We start from the raw sequence: 20,597 nt of genomic DNA on the forward strand, positions 1-20,597 counted from the left end.
GCTTAGCGCCTCTTTTTTATTAATAACTTAACAGCACATAGATTTAGCGTAGTTCAGCAGGCACCGCAAAGACAGTGTCTTCCTTACGGCCTTCGACCTCAGTTACCACACTAGGCGCAAGTTTCGCAATTGCTTGGACAACTTGTTGAACTAGGACCTCAGGTGCAGAAGCACCAGCGGTAACAGCAACACGCGAAACATTATCGAACCAGCTAGATTCAACATCGTCAGCAGTATCTACCAGGTAAGACTGGGTTCCCGTCTTCAATGCGAGCTCGCGTAACCGATTAGAGTTAGAGCTGTTTTTTGATCCGACAACAATCAACAAATCCACATCTGCAGACAGATTACGTACTGCATCTTGACGATTTTGAGTCGCATAACAAATATCGTCCTTGCGAGGTCCTTCAATTGAAGGAAACCTTTTTTGCAACGCGGCAATAATGTCTAACGTATCATCGACTGATAAGGTTGTTTGGGTCACAAAGCAGAGATTATTAGGGTCGCGCACTTCTAGCGCATCCACATCGGCAGGCGATTCAATTAAATAAACGCCGCCGTTAGGATTATCGTATTGACCCATAGTCCCCTCTACCTCAGGGTGGCCTTCATGTCCAATCAGAATGCACTCAATACCTTTACGGCTTGCTCGCGTAACTTGAAGATGTACTTTGGTCACTAAGGGACAAGTCGCATCAAAAACTCTCAACCCTCTCGCCTTTGCTTCTTGTCTCACAGCTTGGGATACACCATGAGCACTGAAGATAACAATGTTGTTATCCGGCACTTGATCTAACTCTTCGACAAAAACCGCACCGCGATCCTTCAGATTCTGCACGACATAGCGATTATGTACGACTTCATGTCGAACATAGATAGGCGGTGAAAACAATTCCAACGCCCGTTCAACAATACTGATAGCACGATCAACACCCGCACAAAAACCACGCGGGTTCGCGAGCATAATATTCAAACTTGGGCTGGTAGGATCGAGTTTCATCTTAAAGTACCTTTACAACGTCCAGTTCAAAAGTGATCTTGTGCCCTGCCAGAGGATGATTCAGATCGACTGTGATGGAATCACCCGCGACATCACGGACAATACCCGGGATTTCACTGCCACCTGGGCCAGCAAAACTGACAATCACGCCTGCTTCTAAACTCATGTCTGCCGGAAAACGGCTTCTGTCTAGATAGTGAATAGCATCAGGATTTGATTCACCAAAGGCATCAATCGCTTCAAGGGTAAAACTGTGTTTATCACCTTCAGCAAGCGTTGCCAATTGCGCCTCAAATGCTGGACTTAACGTACCGTCACCCACATTTAATCGAGCTGGTTTACCCGAAGCTTTAGTGCTATCAGCGGTTGAACCATCAGAAAGCACAATATTCATATGGCATAGTAAAGATCGCGTCACAGTCACTTTTTAACCCCTTCGGCGCAATCTGTTTCAGATTTACCGCTTAAAAATGCATCCCAAATGATCAACACAGCACCAATACAAATCGCCGAATCGGCGATATTGAAAGCTGGATAGTGGCTCTTAGCCCAAAAGAAATCGATAAAATCAACCACAAAACCGTGCATTAATCTGTCGACCAAATTGCCTAGGGCACCACCAATCACTAAAGTGTAAGCCAGATTCAGTTTCAACAACGAAGCGGATTGCTTACGCAACCACACTGTGAGTAGAGTACTGAATCCAACCGCAACAATCGTAAATAACCAACGCTGCCAACCACCGGCGTCACTTAAAAAACTAAAGGCGGCCCCGTAGTTACGTACATAAGTGAAATTAAAGAAAGGCAATAAATTCAGCGATTCATGCAAATCAAAATTGGCTAAGACCCATTGTTTAGATAGCTGATCGGCGAAAAACACCAATACAGCTACCCAATACCAACGTAAGCCACTGTCTTTCCAAGTTAATGGCATACAGATCCTTTACGCAAACAGACGAACTTCGCCGTCACCTTCAATGTTTGTTACGCAGCGAGTACAGAGTGTTGGGTGGGCCTCGATGGTGCCAACCTCTTCTCTGTGATGCCAACAACGCTCACACTTCTCAGCAGTGCTTGAAGCAACCACTAATTTCAGTGACGCCAGCTCAGTTTCAACCGCTTCTGATGTCGCATCCGCTAAAGGCAAGACTTTGGCTTCAGAGGTCAATAACACAAATCTTAGCTCATCGCCGATATGGGTTAATTGTTCAGTCAAAGCTGCATCAGCAAACAAGGTCACTTCCGCTTCTAATGAACCACCGATACGTTTGTCACGGCGAGCTTGTTCAATCACTTTATTGACTTCGTTACGCACAGTCAGCAGTTGCTGCCAATAGTCGTCGCTCAAATCCGTCGCTAAGGTGACTGATTTCAAGCCTTGATACCATTCTTGAGTAAAGACATAGGCATCACGCTCGCCAGGCAATAGTTGCCACACTTCGTCAGCAGTGAAGCTTAGAATTGGTGCAATCCAACGTACCATAGCCTCAGAGATCAGATACAGCGCCGATTGACAACTACGGCGTGCATGGCCTTCTTGCTTAGCCGTATATTGGCGATCTTTAATGATGTCCAGATAGAAACTGCCTAACTCAACCGAGCAGAACTGCATCAGTTTTTGAGTCACAATATGGAAGTTATATTGTTCATAGGCTTCAATAATTTCCTGTTGCAGCGCAGCAGCGCGGCGCACAACCCAACGGTCTAACGCCACCATATCTTCAACAGCAACTAAATCCTTAGCAGGATCGAAACCGTTCAAGTTGGCTAATAGGAAGCGGGCAGTGTTACGAATACGACGATAGGCATCGGCGCTACGATTTAAGATTTCGTCAGAAACCGTCATCTCACCGCTGTAATCTGTTGCCGCAACCCATAAACGCAGAATATCGGCGCCTAATTTGTTGGTTACCGTTTGCGGCGCAATCACGTTACCGATAGATTTTGACATCTTGCGGCCTTTACCATCGACGGTAAAACCGTGAGTCAGTACTTGCTTATAAGGTGCTTTGCCATTCATAGCGGTTGAAATCATCAAAGATGACATAAACCAGCCGCGATGTTGGTCGCTACCTTCAAGATACAAGTCAACGCCGTGTCCGTGGAATTCAGGACGAGCCGCAACCACTGACGAGAAGGTTGAACCTGAGTCATACCAAACGTCCAGAGTATCAGTGACTTTACGATATTGCTCAGCTTCATCACCCAACAATTCGGCGGCATCGAGATCCCACCAAGCTTGAATACCTTGCTGTTCGATACGATTCGCCACGCGTTCCATTAGCGACACGCTATCTGGGTGCAACTCTTCGGTTTCACGATTCACAAACAACGTGATAGGCACACCCCAAGTACGTTGGCGTGAAATACACCAGTCAGGGCGGTTTTCAACCATTTTTTCGATACGACTTTGACCCCAATCAGGGATCCATTGAGTCTGTTCGATTTCTTTCAATGCTTGCGCACGCAGACCATGGTTATCCATAGAGATAAACCACTGCGGCGTTGCACGGAAGATGATCGGTGTTTTGTGACGCCAGCAATGTGGGTAGCTATGACGGTAAGCCACGTGATTCAGCAAGGCGCTCTTTTCTCTCAGTAAAGCAACAACGTTATCGTTGGCTTTAAAGACATGTTGGCCAGCAAAATACTCAGTATCTGGCTTGTATACACCGTTATCGCCAACAGGGTTTGCCACTTCTAAACCGTACTTTTGACCAACCACAAAGTCGTCTTGACCGTGACCAGGGGCAGTGTGAACGATACCAGTACCGGCATCAGTCGTGACGTGATCGCCTAAAATTGCCGGAACATCAAAATCTAAGAATGGGTGATTAAAGCGGACAAGCTCAAACGCTGCGCCTTTGGCAGAGCCAAGCACTGTATGGCTTTCCACGTTATAGCGAGTCAGGCAAGATTCAACTAATACTTCAGCTAAAATAAGCGCTTGCGTCACACCGTCTTTTTCGAATTCAACTAAGCTGTAATCCAGCTCAGGGCTTAATGACAAGGCGCGGTTCGCTGGTAGCGTCCATGGTGTGGTAGTCCAAATCACCATAGAAACTGGATGTGAGTAATCGCTTACCCCAAACTTAGCTGCAACGGCATTGCTATCCGCCGCCACAAACGCCACATCGATAGCAGGTGAGGTTTTGTCTTCGTATTCCACTTCAGCTTCAGCTAAGGCAGAACCGCAGTCAGTACACCAATGCACTGGCTTTACGCCTTTATGTAAGTGACCACTTTCAATCACTTTCGATAAAGAACGTACGATATTAGCCTCGGTTGAAAAATCCATCGTCAGGTACGGATTGTGCCAGTCGCCTAATACACCTAAACGGATAAAGTCTTCACGTTGGCCGTTAACTTGCTCGGCGGCGTATTTACGGCATTCTTCGCGGAATTCTGCCGCAGAGATTTTTTGACCAGGCTTACCCACTTTTTGCTCAACTTTAAGCTCAATAGGTAAACCGTGGCAATCCCAACCTGGCACATACGGTGCGTCAAAACCAGATAGGGTTTTTGACTTAATAATAATGTCCTTGAGGATTTTATTAACTGAGTGACCAATATGAATACTGCCATTCGCATACGGTGGGCCGTCGTGCAAAATGAAGGGAGTACGGCCAATTCGGCTATCACGGATCTGCTGATACAAACCGTCTTTTGTCCAGCGCTCTAACATCTCTGGCTCGCGATTTGCCAAATTACCACGCATCGGAAACTCTGTTTCCGGCAAATTCAAAGTAAATTTATAGTCGCTCATTGATCCTATACCGTTAATTAAACTGATAAATTTCAGCCTGCATCATTACCAAATAAAGCTCTGGCTTCATTTGCATCATTTAAAATCTGTTGCTTAAGCGCATCCAATGAGTCAAAAGGTTGCTCATCACGGAGTTTAGCCACCAACTCGACCTCAACATGTTTGCCATAAATGTCACCTTCAAAATCAAAAAGATGCACCTCAAGCTGACACACTTGACCGTTCACTGTCGGACGGAACCCAATATTGGCTACGCCCTCATAAATATCGCTGTTATCCCAATAACACTTGACCGCAAACACACCGCGTACCGGCACAACATTGCGCTTTAAGGCGATATTGGCTGTGGGAAAACCAATGGTGCGGCCAATTTTTTGCCCATGCGCGACACGACCACTCAAGGTAAAAGGATGACCGAGCAAGCGTCTTGCTTGCTCAAGATTACCCTTAGCCAATTGTTCACGCACGGCGGTTGAGCTCACTCTTTGCGAGCCCAGCATAAAACTTTGGGTGCTGACCACTGTAAAGCCATATTGGATACCCGCCTGCACTAGCATCTCAAAATTGCCTTTACGGCCCTGACCAAAACAAAAATCATCGCCGACCACTAGGTACTTAACACCGAGTTTGCGGACCAACAATTCTTCAATAAAATGCTCAGCGGGTTGATTGGCAAAAGTGCGATTAAAGTTAACACACACTAACCGTTCGACCCCTAGTTCATCGAGCAACATGACTTTATCACGTAATAAACTTAAACGAGCTGGCGCATTGTCGCCGCTAAATAATTCCTGCGGCTGAGGTTCAAACGTCATCAAAGTAGATGGCAGCGATAACTGCTTTGCCTTCTGCACTAAGTTCGCAATCACTTGTGCATGACCACGATGGACACCGTCAAAATTACCTATAGTCAATACACACCCGTGGTGGGATGACAAAATGTTATGTATACCGCGGATTAATTCCATAACTTTAGACAACTGCCAAGCGCAAATCGGCTGATTATATAACAGCTAGCGATGAGAATCAGCAATCAAACTCCCCGTTTAATTGACCAAGGACGAATTCCGAGCAAAAGCAGTCCCAACAAGTAACTGACTGCCCCCGCTAAAATCAAGCCTATCAAGGCTTTTGCACGCTCGAACAAATGCCAATCTAACCAAATTTGTTGCGAAGGTAAAAAGTAATACAAGACTACCACCATCAAGGCGGTAGAGACCACGGCTTTAGCAAAAAACACCATAGTCGGCCTAGAAACGCGATAAACGCCGGCTAAATGCAATCCTCGATAAAGTAAAGTGGCGTTGAGCAATGCTGACATTGAAGTCGCAATCGCCAGTCCAACATATCCAAAAGGAATAGCAAACAATAAGTTAAAGCCCATGTTGGTGAACATGGCGATAATGCCATAACGCACAGGGGTTTTGGTATCTTGGCGGGAGTAATAACCTGGTGCGAGTACTTTAATCAGCATAAAACTGAGTAACCCGCTACCGTAAGCCATCAAACTATAAGAAGCCATTTCAACATCATGTATCGAAAAAGCACCACGCATAAATAACACCATCAGCATAGGTTTGGCGAGCACGATCAAACCCATCATGGCTGGTAGGCCTAGCAGCAAAATCGCTTTAACTCCCCAATCCATCGTCAAGCCAAACCCCGCACCTTCAGCATTCACATGGTTTCGTGACAGCGCAGGCAAAATCACAGTACCAATCGCGATCCCAAACAATCCTAGGGGAAACTCCAATAAACGGTCGGCATAATAGAGCCAGCTTATTGAGCCCGTCATCAAAAAACTGGCGATAAAGGTATCAAATAACAGGTTAATCTGTGAAACCGATACGCCAAATAGCGCCGGGATCATCAAGGTTCTGATTTTCACTACTCCAGGGTGATGCCAACCCCACGAGGGTCTAACCAGTGAATTTTCACGCAACAAAAAAGGAATTTGAAATAAGAACTGGATTAATCCGCCACAAAAAACGCCCCAAGCAAGAGTGATTTCGGGTTGAGTCGATGTTGGCGCATAAAATATAGCCGCGGTAATGATCGCCACATTAAGGAATACAGGGGTAAACGCCGAAACCGCAAATCGGCCTCGGGTGTTTAAAATAGAGCCAGCCAGTGCGGTAAAGGTGATAAACCACAAATAAGGAAAAGTAATTTTAAGCACTACGGTGGCGAGTTCAAATTTAGCGCCGTCGGGCTCATTATTGAGCCAAGCGATAAACCAACCACCGCCGAATAAGGCCGATAACACAGGCGAAGCCACCACGCCCACAAGCGTCACAATCGTCACCAACAAACCTAATGTGCCTGCAACTTTACTCAACAGGTCACGGGTTTCTTCCGCGGTATGTTTCTCTTGGTACTCAGTTAAAACAGGCACAAAGGCTTGTGCAAAAGCCCCTTCTGCAAACAAACGACGTAAAAAGTTAGGAATTTTATTGGCGAAGAAAAACACATCGGCACTTGTCCCGGCCCCCATCAAGTTAGCAACGACGACGTCCCGAACAAGACCTAACACACGGGATATCAATGTCATAGCACTAACAATCAGACCAGATTTTAATAATTTTCTACTCAAACGTCCCCCAGACCCATATCGAATTGATTAGGTGATACATCTCAAAAAATCGATTCAGGCTCTGTCACACTGCGGTAATAGCTGCTAGAATTGCGCCACATATTACACGAGTTGGGTCGAAGATAGCCAAGGCAGGTTGGATTAATTTATCTTTATGATGAATATTCAATCATAGTCATTGACAAAGTGACTAAATGCAGGCATATTCCTCGGCCTTTAAAAGTATCAAATCCAGTTTTTAGGAGTTGCACCTTGGCTAATAGCAAGTCTGCAAAGAAGCGCGCGCTTCAATCTGAAAAGCGTCGTCAGCATAACGCCAGCCGTCGCTCAATGTTACGTACATACGTTAAAAAAGTAATCGCTGCAATTAAAGCAGGCGATCACAAAACAGCAGCAGAAGCTTTTGCTGTTGCTCAACCAATCGTTGACCGTATGGCGACTAAAGGTCTTATTCACAAGAATAAAGCCGCTCGTCAAAAGGCACGTTTGAACGCTAAGATCAAAGCAATCGCTGCTTAATCTATAAAATAGCAAATGAAAAAAACCGGCAGTTGCCGGTTTTTTTATATCTGAAAAACACTATTAATGACAATAAATGTTATTCAATAAGTGGATCATCTCCCGTACTTCATCACTCTTGAGCGAATAAAATACCGTTTGCGCTTCTTTGCGTGTGGTTACTAAATTATCTTTGCGTAACCAAGCAAGGTGTTGTGATAGTGCCGATTGACTTAAGCCTAATTTTTTATTCATTTCGCCAACGCACATTTCTCCTTCATTCAATAAATAACAAAGAATAAATAAACGGCGTTCGTTCGCGAGTGCCTTTAATAGCACTACCGCATGATCGGCTCGCTCCTGCATTAATTCAATATTCATTACGCACTTTCTCTCCTAAAACTAACCCCTGCGCTAATATAGCGTTGCCTTACGGATATAGTCGGGACATAAAGCACACTTTTTGCTAGATTGTTTTTAAAAATGGGACATGCTTAATAAAAATAAAGGAAATCTAATGAAGCCCTATCAAACTGCACTTCTCTCTAGTCTTTTAATTGGGAGTTTAAGTGCGTGCCAAACTCAAGTAGAAACAGCCACGACAAGTGAAGCCATAAAATTACAACAGACGGCATTAGCTTCACAATTAGGCTATGACATAGTCGAATCGCTCACGGTTGAAGTAGGCCCAAGACTTGCTGGTAGCCCAAAAGATATCATCGCCGTTAACTGGGCGATGGAGAAACTGACAAGCCTTGGATTTGACCGCGTTTATAAAGAACCAGTACAAGTGCCCATTTGGGAGCGCGGTGAAGCCAAAGCCAAAATAACCTTCCCAGTCGAGCAGCCGCTGGTCATTACTGCGCTTGGCGGCAGCGTTGCGACACCAGCAGGTGGTTTACAGGCTAAAATCGCACGTTTTGATAGCCTAGAGGCACTACAACAAGCCAAGCCTGAAGACGTGCAAGGTAAGATTGCGTTTATTGACCAAAAAACTGAACGCCACATTACTGGTGAAGGTTATGGCAAAAGCGTTGGCGGCCGCTCAAAAGGTGCCGTCGCAGCAGCGCAAAAAGGCGCAGTTGCGATCGTGATCCGCTCTATTGGCACAGATCATGACCGCATGGCCCATACAGGTGTTATGCGCTACCAAGATGACGTGCCAAAGATCCCCGCTGCTGCCATGTCAAACCCCGATGCAGATTTGGTCGATGCATTACTAAAACGCAATCCTGATGCTCTACTTGAATTGCAGATGTCACCAAAGAATGCAGGCTTTAATACGTCTTACAATGTCATTGCCGAAGTGACAGGCAACAGCAAGCCCAATGAAATAGTATTGATTGGCGCTCATTTAGATTCTTGGGATGAAGGTACGGGTGCAATTGATGATGGGGCGGGTGTCGCGATTGTGACAGCTGCAGCTAAGCATATTCAAGATCTTCCGGTAAAACCCGCTCGTACCGTCAGAGTGGTGCTATATGCCGCTGAAGAAATTGGGCTTGTGGGCGGTAAAGCCTATGCCGAAGCGCATAAAGCGGAATTACCACTGCACTACATTGCTGCAGAGTCTGATTTTGGCGCGGGCCGAATCTATCAAATCGATACTAAGGTCAATGAGAGCGCATGGACTGAGGTACAGCATGCACTTAGCCCTATGTCATTCAATGGTGTTGCACTTGGCAACAACCAAGCTTCTGGCGGGCCTGATGTCTCTATGTTGCCGGCCCTAGGCGTACCTGTTGCATCATTAAGGCAAGATGGTCACGATTATTTCGATTACCATCACACACCGAATGATACCTTAGATAAAATCGACCCTGCCGCATTGGCTCAAAACGTCGCCGCCTACGCACAATTTGCTTATATCATGGCAAATTCAACGGTGACATTAACGCCTTTAGTCACTCAATCTGAAAAATAGAGAGTTGATAAAAATAATAGAGAGAACAACATAAGCTGTTCTCTCTATCAATTAACATCTTCTCGATATTGCGCTATTGCTCTGCACGTAAAAATGTTGGATGTGTCGGTGAACTTTGCTCTTCACTATAATAATAACCCGCGAGATTAAATGCCTTTAACTCAGCTAGGGTATTCACTTTATTGGTGATGATATATCTCGCCATCATGCCCCTTGCACGCTTAGCAAAAAAACTGATCACTTTATATTGACCATTTTTACCATCTTTAAACACGGGTGAAATTAATTGCCCTTGCAGTTTTTTAGGCTTTATCGCTTTGAAATACTCATTAGAAGCAAGATTGACAATTATATCGCTACCACTTTCCGCAAGCGCTTCATTTACCGCTTGCGTTAAGGTATCACCCCAAAATTCATATAGATTTTTACCTTTTGGATTCGAAAGTGCAGTTCCCATCTCTAAGCGGTAAGGCATGATTAAATCCAGCGGTCTGAGTAGCCCATAAAGACCCGATAGAATACGCAGCTGCGACTGAGTCTGAGCGATTTCAGCTTCTGATAAGCTATCAGCATCGAAACCTGTATACACATCGCCTCTAAAGGCAAATATAGCCTGTTTGGCATTATCTAAATTAAAATCTGGCTGCCACTCTCCGAAACGCGCCGCATTTAAACCCGCAATTTTATCGCTCACCTTCATTAAAGTCGCAATATCTGAAGGGGTCAATTGCCGACAAACTTGGATCAATTCCTGACTATGAGTTAAGAAATCAGGCTGTGAATACACCTGTGTCAGTGGCGGCTGTTCAAAATCTAAGGTCTTCGCCGGCGAAACCAATATCAACATCAAAAACTCCCAACAGAAACAAAAAGACATGCCTATGATACTGAACGAACATAAAAAAACCACGCTTTAACGGCGTGGTCTTTTCGATTGCGACAATCAGAAATCTCTGTCGTCGACTATCTGGGTTACCTAAGGCTTTTTAACCGATGTAAGACTGGCATCTTGCCAAATATCATCATCGAGTTGATCCATTAATTCAGGAAACTTACTGCGATCAAACTCAGGAGACTTACCCGCTTTGACCTGCTCGCGATAATCGTTGATTACGCGAATAGCCAAACCTGATAACAGTAGGAGGGCGATAATGTTCACTGTCGCCATTAATCCCATAGAAACGTCGGCTAAGTTCCACACCAGACTTATCTTCGCCACGGCACCAAACATCACCATACCCAATACACACAAACGGAACAAAGGCAGTAATTTGGTACTGTTGCCCATTAAAAACATAACGTTTGTTTCAGCGTAAGAGTAATTGGCTATGATTGATGTAAAGCAGAATAAGAAAATCGCTACCGCAATAAACGCCCCACCCCAGTCACCAACATGAGTAGACATAGCATTAATGGTTAATCGTATGCCATCGTCACTCGAGCCAATATCTCCTGATAGTAGGATTATTGCAGCCGTTGCAGTACAAATAACAATAGTGTCAGCAAACACACCCATCATTTGTACAAAACCTTGGGATGCTGGATGGTTCGGATTAGGCGACGCACTGGCCGCGACATTCGCCGCGCTCCCCATACCCGCTTCGTTCGAAAAGAGTCCGCGTGCAATACCCGCTTGCATAGCTTGCGCGACAGTATAAGCGACACCACCGGCAGCAGCCTCTTGCCAACCAAAAGCACTTTTCACAATTAAGCTAATAATCGCAGGTAGTTGATCAAGGTTGAAAATAACGATGATAAAGGCAACGAGAATATAGGCTAATGCCATGATAGGAACAATAAACTCAGAGACTCGGGCAACTTTACGCAGACCACCGACAATCACAAATCCACTGGCAATCACGAGTCCAATCCCGACATAAGTTGGATTAAACCCAAAAACTCGCTCCATGGCTCCAGTAATCGTATTTGCTTGCACCGCGTTAAATACCAGACCAAAAGCAATGATCAGGAATACAGCAAATAAAATGCCCATCCAGCGCTGGCCCAAGCCTTTTTCCATGTAGTAAGAAGGACCGCCGCGGAACTGACCGTTATGATCTCGCACTTTGTAAACCTGCGCTAAGGTTGATTCAACCATAGCAGTAGCCATACCTAAAATAGCGATAAGCCACATCCAAAATACCGCACCAGGACCTGCAGCACCAATAGCGACTGCAACACCGGCCATATTACCGGCACCGACACGGGCCGCCATACTGGTACAAAAGACTTGAAATGATGAAAGACCGCTATCGCAACCTTGGCGACTCATGGTCATGACTTTGATGGAATGTTTAAAGTGGGTTAACTGGATAAAGGCAAGTCTAATGGTAAAATAAAGACCAGCTCCTACTAGCCCATATACTAACAACTTACCCCAAAGTAGCGCATTCAAAAAATTAACTATGGTTTCTAACATATTATTTTACTTCTTCCCGTAGCAAATGCTCCTCAAATTGAATGGCAATTAGAGGTACAACATCTGTGGTGAATGAATCCTTCCAAGTTAAAGGTAAGAATTTCAGTAGATTTATTTTTTCAAATTATCCTTCCGTGAATTTACAACATCACGGCTACCGAATTCAACGCAGCAAAATAGCACAGTATTCGAAATTGCTCATGTGATCAAGCTCGCGTTTGCGCAGTTAAACACCATCAACATCACGTCTCACAACATAAGCTAAGTCACTGTTAAAGCTGAACTAACAAAAGTGCACAGTTAGCACATTATTTTTAACAGTAAAAACAACTTTTAAAATTTGGATGCAGGGCACATTTTTGTAATAAAATTACAAATATAGTAGTCACATAGAAACTTCAATCATCTCTTGTTTGTTTTAGTGAGGCTTTATATGACACAAATACATGAAATCAATGCACTGAAAAAATATGTCAGAGCGACTAACTTTCTTGCGACCTCGCAGATTTATCTCAAACAAAACGTCTTACATAAACGTCCACTTGCCCATACTGATATCAAACCACGTTTACTTGGCCACTGGGGTACCTGCCCCGGCATTAACTTTGTTTACGCCAACATTAATAGATTGATTGTTAAACACAATCGCTCATTCATCTATTTAGTTGGTCCAGGTCACGGTTTCCCTGCAGTACAAGCTAACTTATTCATAGAGGGTTCGTTAAGTCATTTCTATCCAGAAACGATCCCCTACAATGAAACGGGTATCGAAGATATTTGTAAGAAGTTTTCCGCAGCTTACGGCTACCCTTCACATGCAAACCCAGAAGCTCCAGGACAAATTCTTGAAGGTGGCGAACTTGGCTACTCACTTTCAGTAGGCTGGGGCGCTGTTCTTGATAATCCAGATCTAATCGCCACCGTCTTAATTGGTGACGGTGAAGCAGAAACGGGGCCATTAGCCGCATCTTGGTATGCAAATCGCTTAGTATCTCCTGCGACTAGCGGTGCAGTATTACCGATTGTGCATATCAATGGCTATAAAATTTCAGGCCCAACCCGCATGGGACGCATGAGTCATGAAGAACTGGATCTTGAATTCCGTGGTCTTGGCTACTTCCCTATTATCGTTGATAACGAATTAGAAGAAGATATCTATGTGCAAATGACGAATGCCATGGATACCGCCTACGCCATGATCAATGATATCCAACGTCGTGCCCGTAGTGGCGAAGATGTGGTTAAGCCTAAATGGCCAGTGATTTTAATGCGTACCGCCAAAGGTTGGACCGGTGTCAGTGAGTATAAAGGTAAGAAACTCGAAGGTAACTGCGAATCACACCAAGTGATCGTCAATAAATGTGCCACAGATAAAGGTCATCTGGATGCACTAAACAATTGGCTTGCCAGTTACAACTTCCAAGAACTTTACCAAATGAATGATAAAGGTGAGCTTATTTTTGATGCAGACATTTGCTCATTAATTCCACCTAAGCAACTTGCCTGTGGTCGTCAACATTTGAGTTACGGCGGGGAAGTCGTTAGAGCGTTAGCGAATCCCGATCTCGAAAAACTTAGCTATGGCCCAGAAGTACCACGTGGTCACCGTGGTTATTCAATGCTGAAAATGGGCGAATGGATGCGTGATGCATTCAAGTTGAACCGTGATCAACGTAATCTACGTATTTTTAGCCCTGACGAAACCTATTCAAATCAACTACAAGCCGTATTTGAAGAAACCGATCGTGCATGGCAATGGCCAATTGAGAGCTGGGATGAAGACATGTCCCGTGAAGGGCGAGTCATTGAACTGCTTTCTGAAAATTTGCTGTTTGGTATGTTACACGGTTACACAGTCACAGGCCGCCACGGTATGTTCCCAACCTATGAGTCATTCTCACAAGTGATCTCATCGATGGCAGACCAATACTGTAAATACGTCTACGCGAGCCAAGGCGTACACTTCCGTAAGCCACTGCCTGCATGTAACGTCGTTTTATCTTCGTTGCTAGAACGCCAAGACCATAATGGCTACTCGCATCAAAACCCGTCTTTCCTGGGCGCTATGCTAGAGAAGCATCCTAAAATTATCTCTGCTTATTTACCAGCAGATGCCAACAGCACCTTAGTTTATACCGAACGCGCTTATGCTGACCGCGACAAACTCAATATTCTCGTTGCGGGTAAGAAAGAGTTACCACAATGGTTAAGCTTGGAAGAAGCGCGTAAACAAGCAAAAGATGGCGTGATGGTTTGGGATTTTGCCTCTGATGAGAATCCAGATATTGTGCTGGCAGGTTGTGGTGATTACGTCACTCAAGAATGTATGGCTTCATTAGTATTGATCAGAGAACTACTTCCAAGAGTCAAAATTCGCTTCGTTAGCGTCACAGAATTAAGCAGTGATGGCCTAGGAAGTCGCAAATTTAAAGAAAAACCTTGGTTAATGGACGAAATATTTACCCAAGATAAAGGCGTGGTATTCAACTATCACGGTTACCCAAATACGATCAAAAAGTTAATATTTGATTACAAAGGCAGCCGTCGCTTCAGAATCAAAGGCTATGAAGAAGAAGGTTCAACAACCACTCCATTCGATATGGGCGTTCGTAACGGTACATCACGTTATCACCTAGTGATTGATATGGCTTACAAACTGTTCCAACAGGGCGTCATTGATGAAACTATGCACGTTTCCATCACCACTGACATGTTGCAAAGATTAGTTGATCACCGCAACTATATTAAAGCCAATGGTGTCGACCCAGTAGAAATTGAGAATTGGGTATGGACACGTTAAAGTTTACGAAAAAATAACAAAATAATTCATTTTAAAGGCATTCCTCGGAGTGCCTTTTTTATGTTTAAAAGCATCTTACAGAATGATACCTCATAAAAATGAAGAGGCTTAGCACTGGCTAAATTTAACAAACCAAGTGATAATTAATCGCTGGCTACAATACCAAAGGATCCCCACATTAAGTGCTAGCAATGTTTTGCACACAAATAATTGCAGAGCATATTGGTGGAGAATCATAAATAATGGAATTGGAGAACATGATGAATCATAAATTAAAATTTGTACTGCTTGCATCGCTATTACCTTTCACCGCATCTGCGGCTCAGGAACTAACACCTTGGTATGTCGGTGGTGGACTTGGCGTAAATAACTATGAGCCGAACTGCGATTTAAAAACAACTAAAGTGTGCGGTGAAGATGACCCATATGCTTGGGATATTTTCGCAGGTTACATGTTCAATGACTACTTTGGGATTGAGTTAGGTTACCGTAATCTTGGTCGTGCAGAATGGACCGATTATAGCAACAAGCTCAATGATCTAGGAGTTAAAGGTACGACTCTTGGGCTTGTAGGCGTATGGCCAATAGCTAACAACTGGAGTTTATCTGTTGAAGCTGGCGCAATGAACTATTTAATATCCAATAATAAACAATGGGGTAGCGAATACTACAGCGATAGTGGTATTGCACCTTATTTCGGAACAGGTATTGGTTATAACTTCACTGAGAACTTAAAACTTCAAGCTAAATATCGTCGCTATGAAAATTTAGATGAAGATAAGTGGGGCACTTTTGAAGGTGAAAGCAACTACTGGGGTCTAGAACTGAGCTACCGTTTCGGTCATACAGTTGCAGCGGCTCCAGTTGCAGCAGCGGTTATCGCAGCAGCCCCCGTTGACTCAGACAACGATGGCGTCTATGACGACAAAGACCAATGTCCAGCCACACCAGCAACACATAAAGTTGACTCTGTTGGCTGTACTATTTACGAAAACGTAAAAAATAAAGAAGACGTGGGTTCAATCCAGTTTGCTAACGATTCAGCTGTAGTTAAGCCTGTTTTCTACAAAGATATCGAAAGACTAGCTAACTACCTGAACAAGAACCCAGAGTTCACTGTTGAAATCGCTGGCCATGCCTCAAACGTAGGTAAACCAGAGTACAACATGGTGCTATCTGACAAACGTGCTGACGCCGTTGCCAAAATTCTTGTTGAGAAATATGGTATCAGCCAAAGCCGCGTAACTTCTAACGGTTACGGTGTAACTCAGCCACTAGTTGCTGGTGACTCGAAAGAAGCCCATGCTGCTAACCGTCGCATCGAAGCCGTTGTGACAACTACAGCTAAACAACCTGTTCTTAAGTAATATTACTTATTGACGTAAAAAAGTCGCTGCTTGCAGCGACTTTTTGTTTTTATGGGGTATACACTAGTAAAAGCGATGCCCTCTACCACAGCCAAGATGAGAGCCTGTATCTCAAGCCAAACCTAAATAGACATAAAATTGTCATTTTTGTAATTTTTTTACATTCAAGGTTGGAAAAGTTGGCAAAATCGCTTCTAATAGTCATCAGTGAATTCCGAGTTAAGACTGCTACCTGAGAAGGATGTTTTTCATGGCCAATACATTAGAGCAACTCAAGTTATATACCACTATCGTCGCTGACACTGGCGACATCGAAGCGATTAAACGCTACCAACCTGAAGATGCGACAACCAATCCATCACTCATCTTGAAAGCGGCTCAAATTCCTGAATACGAATCCCTCATAGATAACGCTATCGATTGGGCAAAATCACAAAGTGCCGATCTCGCGCAGCAACTTGATGATGCCAGCGATAAGCTCGCCGTTAATATCGGTGTGGAAATACTGAAACTCGTTCCTGGACGTATCTCAACTGAAGTTGATGCCCGTTTATCATTCGATAAAGAACAATCAATTGCGAAAGCCCATAAGCTGGTTCGCCTTTACAAAGAAGCGGGCGTTGATAAATCACGTATTCTGATCAAACTTGCTTCAACATGGGAAGGCATTTGTGCCGCTAAAGAGCTAGAGAAAGAAGGCATCAACTGCAACTTAACTCTGCTATTTAGCTTTGCCCAAGCACGTGCTTGCGCCGAGGCTGGTGCTTATCTAATTTCGCCTTTTGTAGGCCGTATCCTTGATTGGTACAAAAAAGATACAGGTAAAGACTACGATGCCGTAAATGACCCAGGAGTCATTTCTGTTACCGAAATCTATAATTATTACAAACAGCATGGTTTTAATACTGTCGTTATGGGCGCAAGTTTCCGTAATATCGGTGAAATCATCGAACTAGCAGGCTGCGATCGTCTCACGATTGGCCCTTCTCTGTTAGAAGAACTGGCTAATTCGCAAGTCGACATTACTCCTAAACTGGTTCCGGCAACCAGCACTGTCGCAGCCGAAGCTCCATTAACAGAAGCGCAATTCCGTTGGGACTTTAACCAAGATCCTATGGCAGTTGATAAGCTTGCAGAAGGCATTCGAAACTTTGCTATCGACCAAGGCAAACTCGAAGTGATGCTCACGGCTAAGCTCGCAAACTAAGCACTCTGGAGACGGCGAGATGACACACTTGACCCAAAGCTCAACATGGCAAGCTTTATCAGCACACAGTAAAAATGTACCGCATATGCGGGAATTGTTTGCCACTGACGCGGCACGTTTCAATAAAATGTCGCTAACTGCCTGTGGTTTATTACTGGATTACTCTAAAAACAGAGCAACGACGGAAACGCTTGATCTGTTATTTGCGTTGGCAAGCAATAGTCAACTTGAAGCAAAAATCAAAGCAATGTTTGCGGGTGAGATCATTAACACTACAGAGAAGCGCGCTGTTTTGCACACTGCACTACGTAGCACTGCGGAACAATCGATTATTGCCGAGGGTCAAGACATAGTTCCTGAAGTTCAACAAACCCTGAATAAAATGCAAGGGTTTGTGAGTTCAGTGACATCAGGTCAATGGAAAGGTTACACAGGTAAAGCGATAACCGATATTGTCAGTATCGGTATTGGTGGATCTTTCCTTGGTCCAAAGATCGTCTCTCAGGCGCTACGCCCATATTGGAACCCAGAGTTAACGTGCCACTTTGTAGCAAACGTCGACGGTACTTCTATCAGTGAGAAGCTGAAGTTACTGGATCCTGAAACGACCTTATTCATCATGTCGTCCAAATCTTTCGGGACACAGGAAACCTTAACCAATACCCTCACTGCCAGAGAATGGTTCTTAGCAAAAGGCGGTTTGCAGTCAGATGTGGCAAAACACTTTGTCGCAGTAACCTCAAACGTCGCTAAAGCGACGGATTTTGGGATTGATGCAGACAACATTTTCCCTATGTGGGATTGGGTAGGCGGTCGTTACTCACTCTGGTCAGCGATTGGTTTACCGATAGCACTCTTGATTGGCATGGATAATTTCAGAGCCTTGCTCTCAGGTGCCCACCAAATGGATGAGCACTTCGCCAATGCACCACTGACAGAAAACATGCCAGTGATCATGGGCTTATTATCCCTATGGTACGGTAATTTCTTCAATGCTCAGTCCCATGTTGTACTGACATATGATCATTATCTACGTGGTCTACCGGCTTACTTCCAACAGCTCGACATGGAAAGTAATGGTAAGTCTGTCACCTTAAACGGGACAGATGTTGACTACAGTACTGGTCCAGTAATTTGGGGTGGCGAAGGCACTAATGGCCAACATGCCTATCACCAGCTGTTGCACCAAGGTACTGCCCTGATCCCTGCCGATTTTATTATGCCACTGCAAAGTCATAATCCTATCGGAGAGCACCATGATCAGCTAGCATCAAACTGCTTTGGCCAGACTCAAGCCTTAATGCAAGGTCGCACTTTTGATGAAGCCTTAGCCGAACTCGCTAATAGTGCATTTTCTGCGGCTGAAAAGCAGCTGATTGCAAAACATAAAGTGATGCCAGGTAACAAGCCAAGCAACACCTTACTCATGGATAAGCTCACGCCGAGCACCTTAGGTGCTTTAATTGCCCTGTATGAGCACAGAACCTTTGTTCAAGGTGCAATTTGGGACATCAACTCCTTTGATCAATGGGGTGTAGAGCTCGGTAAGGATCTGGGTAACGATGTGTTAGCACGCATCGGTGCGACGCAAAATTGTGATGCCTTAGATGCCTCAAGTAACGCATTGATTAACCTTTATCGACAAGGCAAAATCTAATCGAACAAAAAGCCAGCAATCGCTGGCTTTTTTATTTTATCCTATTATTTCTATTCAACTTTTCAATTCCTCGCCGCTCTCAAGCCACAGTAAAGATCAACGACATATCACTCAAAGTTCATTTCAACTTAACACAATTGAAACATAATTCTTGCACCCTGTTTTAAAAATATGTTATTTAATCGCTGACAAAACATACAACAACAGGAGGTTACCATGGATCGTTTAGATTATGGTTGTGCGCTAGATGAAGTCGTTGAAAGACCCGATCGTTCGCGAGGCTCCAATAAAAAGCGTAAATGGCGTGAGATCGAAGCATTAAAAGATAAGCATCGTTTGCTCAAAGAACTCCAAGAAATCGATAATAACTTTAACTACGACATTGATGCCATCCAGTTGTAATCACATGTTGAGATGAGCTAAACCATTAGCCTCAAACATGAACAAGAAAAGCGCCATTCGGCGCTTTTTTATTTGTACTATCGGATCTGGTGGGAAATAAGAGGGAATAACGACTCGCGAGTAACAGAAGCTAACGTAAAAAAACATCGCTCTGTAGTATTGAATCCTAGGTTCAAGCCCACAAGGTGGGCCCTATGAGTGAATCAATGCTAGTCAGCCGTTGTTAGATAAGCCCGCAAATCCTCAAATTCTTTCTGCTCGCGATCTAAGAACAAAGGATCATCAATCAAGGATTTCTGACACTCAGACTCAATCAGTTGCCAATCTTGTTCAGTCAAGGTTTTGGCCAATAACGGGAATATTTCCCGCTCCTCCATTTGCATATGCCGCTCTTGTAATGCGACATAATCTGCAAAATCAACAATCAGTTTCTCACGGGCAACCACAATATCACTAAGGATCAAATTCAACGTCGTCATCAAAGCCGCCGAGGCTTGGATCACTAACTCGTGTTCAGCACTCAATTTATCGATATTGTCATTGGCTTTATGCGCTAGATAGTAGGCATAAATAATATCTTCAACCGGATGATGGCAACGCTCAGCATATCCTTGCATATATTCAACGATATCCCGCACCACGATGAAATTGATTGACTCACCTTCGGACAGTTTCATCTGCTTGTTTTTTAAAACATTTAGCAATACCGCCATATGTTTATGATCATGCATGAGTCTCTTAAGCATAATGCCTCCTGGATATAGTTCTGACTATTGATACTAGTCAAGTCGTGGACTAACACCAATATAACAGGCTAAATCCTGTTCACTTTATGACGTTGATCAAGTAAATCACATACCAAACTGTAAACAGACCGCACGCATACGTCTATCCCAATCTCAGGGGCATTTAGTGGTTTTCTCACCACATTAGGATTGCTCAGTACGCTTTTATTGCTAAAA

General features: G+C 44.2%; 17 protein-coding genes. 7 read left to right on the plus strand and 10 right to left on the minus strand.

Translation table 11 applies throughout. The features are described 5' to 3' along the window. Nucleotides 1-43: 43 nt before the first annotated feature. The 6 genes from ispH to murJ form a co-directional block, all read right to left on the minus strand. Nucleotides 44-973: a 4-hydroxy-3-methylbut-2-enyl diphosphate reductase gene (ispH, locus tag NE536_RS18875; protein WP_170927454.1), complete on the minus strand. Its 930-nt coding sequence runs from the start codon at nucleotides 971-973 to the stop codon at nucleotides 44-46. A gap of 28 nt (nucleotides 974-1,001) precedes the next feature. After that, nucleotides 1,002-1,424, minus strand: a complete 423-nt coding sequence (gene fkpB / locus NE536_RS18880; protein ID WP_006080638.1) for an FKBP-type peptidyl-prolyl cis-trans isomerase — start codon at nucleotides 1,422-1,424, stop codon at nucleotides 1,002-1,004. Further along, entirely contained in the window at nucleotides 1,421-1,936 is a 516-nt protein-coding gene (gene lspA, locus NE536_RS18885) for a signal peptidase II (protein WP_261273660.1), read from the minus strand. Before lspA ends, fkpB begins: the two co-directional genes overlap by 4 nt. A 9-nt stretch (nucleotides 1,937-1,945) precedes the next feature. Next, entirely contained in the window at nucleotides 1,946-4,768 is a 2,823-nt protein-coding gene (gene ileS / locus NE536_RS18890) for an isoleucine--tRNA ligase (protein WP_261273661.1), read from the minus strand. A 32-nt stretch (nucleotides 4,769-4,800) separates the two neighbouring features. Next, complete coding sequence (gene ribF / locus NE536_RS18895) at nucleotides 4,801-5,736, minus strand: bifunctional riboflavin kinase/FAD synthetase (protein WP_006084977.1); 936 nt, start codon at nucleotides 5,734-5,736, stop codon at nucleotides 4,801-4,803. Nucleotides 5,737-5,801: 65 nt separating this feature from the next. Continuing rightward, nucleotides 5,802-7,361: a murein biosynthesis integral membrane protein MurJ gene (gene murJ, locus NE536_RS18900; RefSeq protein ID WP_261273662.1), complete on the minus strand. Its 1,560-nt coding sequence runs from the start codon at nucleotides 7,359-7,361 to the stop codon at nucleotides 5,802-5,804. 252 nt (nucleotides 7,362-7,613) lie between these two features. Between murJ and rpsT the strand changes: the two genes are divergently transcribed. Beyond that, entirely contained in the window at nucleotides 7,614-7,880 is a 267-nt protein-coding gene (gene rpsT, locus NE536_RS18905) for a 30S ribosomal protein S20 (RefSeq protein WP_006080633.1), read from the plus strand. A 63-nt stretch (nucleotides 7,881-7,943) separates the two neighbouring features. Here the strand turns inward: rpsT and NE536_RS18910 are convergent, their stop codons facing one another. Beyond that, nucleotides 7,944-8,240: an ArsR/SmtB family transcription factor gene (locus NE536_RS18910; protein WP_006084975.1), complete on the minus strand. Its 297-nt coding sequence runs from the start codon at nucleotides 8,238-8,240 to the stop codon at nucleotides 7,944-7,946. Between the two features lie 136 nt (nucleotides 8,241-8,376). Between NE536_RS18910 and NE536_RS18915 the strand changes: the two genes are divergently transcribed. Next, nucleotides 8,377-9,783 (plus strand): M28 family metallopeptidase, encoded by a 1,407-nt coding sequence (locus NE536_RS18915; protein WP_261273663.1) that lies wholly within the window; start codon nucleotides 8,377-8,379, stop codon nucleotides 9,781-9,783. Between the two features lie 73 nt (nucleotides 9,784-9,856). Here NE536_RS18915 and yaaA read toward each other — a convergent pair whose 3' ends face one another. Next, a complete protein-coding gene (gene yaaA, locus NE536_RS18920) occupies nucleotides 9,857-10,630 on the minus strand; it encodes a peroxide stress protein YaaA (RefSeq protein ID WP_220777220.1) in 774 nt (257 codons plus the stop codon). A 129-nt stretch (nucleotides 10,631-10,759) separates the two neighbouring features. Then, on the minus strand, nucleotides 10,760-12,202 hold the full coding sequence (locus NE536_RS18925) for an alanine/glycine:cation symporter family protein (RefSeq protein ID WP_220592252.1): 1,443 nt from the start codon (nucleotides 12,200-12,202) through the stop codon (nucleotides 10,760-10,762). 433 nt (nucleotides 12,203-12,635) lie between these two features. Between NE536_RS18925 and NE536_RS18930 the strand changes: the two genes are divergently transcribed. The 5 genes from NE536_RS18930 to NE536_RS18950 all read left to right on the plus strand — a co-directional run bounded on the left by NE536_RS18930 (nucleotide 12,636) and on the right by NE536_RS18950 (nucleotide 19,635). Then, complete coding sequence (locus tag NE536_RS18930) at nucleotides 12,636-15,002, plus strand: phosphoketolase family protein (RefSeq protein WP_106649736.1); 2,367 nt, start codon at nucleotides 12,636-12,638, stop codon at nucleotides 15,000-15,002. Between the two features lie 242 nt (nucleotides 15,003-15,244). Continuing rightward, entirely contained in the window at nucleotides 15,245-16,369 is a 1,125-nt protein-coding gene (locus tag NE536_RS18935; RefSeq protein ID WP_261273664.1) for an OmpA family protein, read from the plus strand. A gap of 250 nt (nucleotides 16,370-16,619) precedes the next feature. Then, complete coding sequence (gene tal / locus NE536_RS18940; RefSeq protein WP_106649734.1) at nucleotides 16,620-17,576, plus strand: transaldolase; 957 nt, start codon at nucleotides 16,620-16,622, stop codon at nucleotides 17,574-17,576. 19 nt (nucleotides 17,577-17,595) lie between these two features. Then, nucleotides 17,596-19,233, plus strand: coding sequence for a glucose-6-phosphate isomerase (pgi, locus tag NE536_RS18945; protein WP_261273665.1), 1,638 nt, complete (start codon nucleotides 17,596-17,598; stop codon nucleotides 19,231-19,233). Between the two features lie 216 nt (nucleotides 19,234-19,449). Continuing rightward, nucleotides 19,450-19,635, plus strand: a complete 186-nt coding sequence (locus NE536_RS18950) for a DUF3545 family protein (RefSeq protein ID WP_006080618.1) — start codon at nucleotides 19,450-19,452, stop codon at nucleotides 19,633-19,635. Between the two features lie 209 nt (nucleotides 19,636-19,844). Here the strand turns inward: NE536_RS18950 and NE536_RS18955 are convergent, their stop codons facing one another. Further along, the gene (locus NE536_RS18955) at nucleotides 19,845-20,381 is read right to left on the minus strand and encodes a hemerythrin domain-containing protein (protein WP_106649732.1); all 537 of its coding nucleotides are present in this window, start codon (nucleotides 20,379-20,381) and stop codon (nucleotides 19,845-19,847) included. Nucleotides 20,382-20,597: the final 216 nt, after the last annotated feature.

This window comes from Shewanella septentrionalis, from assembly GCF_025370265.1.
Lineage (GTDB): Bacteria > Pseudomonadota > Gammaproteobacteria > Enterobacterales > Shewanellaceae > Shewanella > Shewanella hafniensis.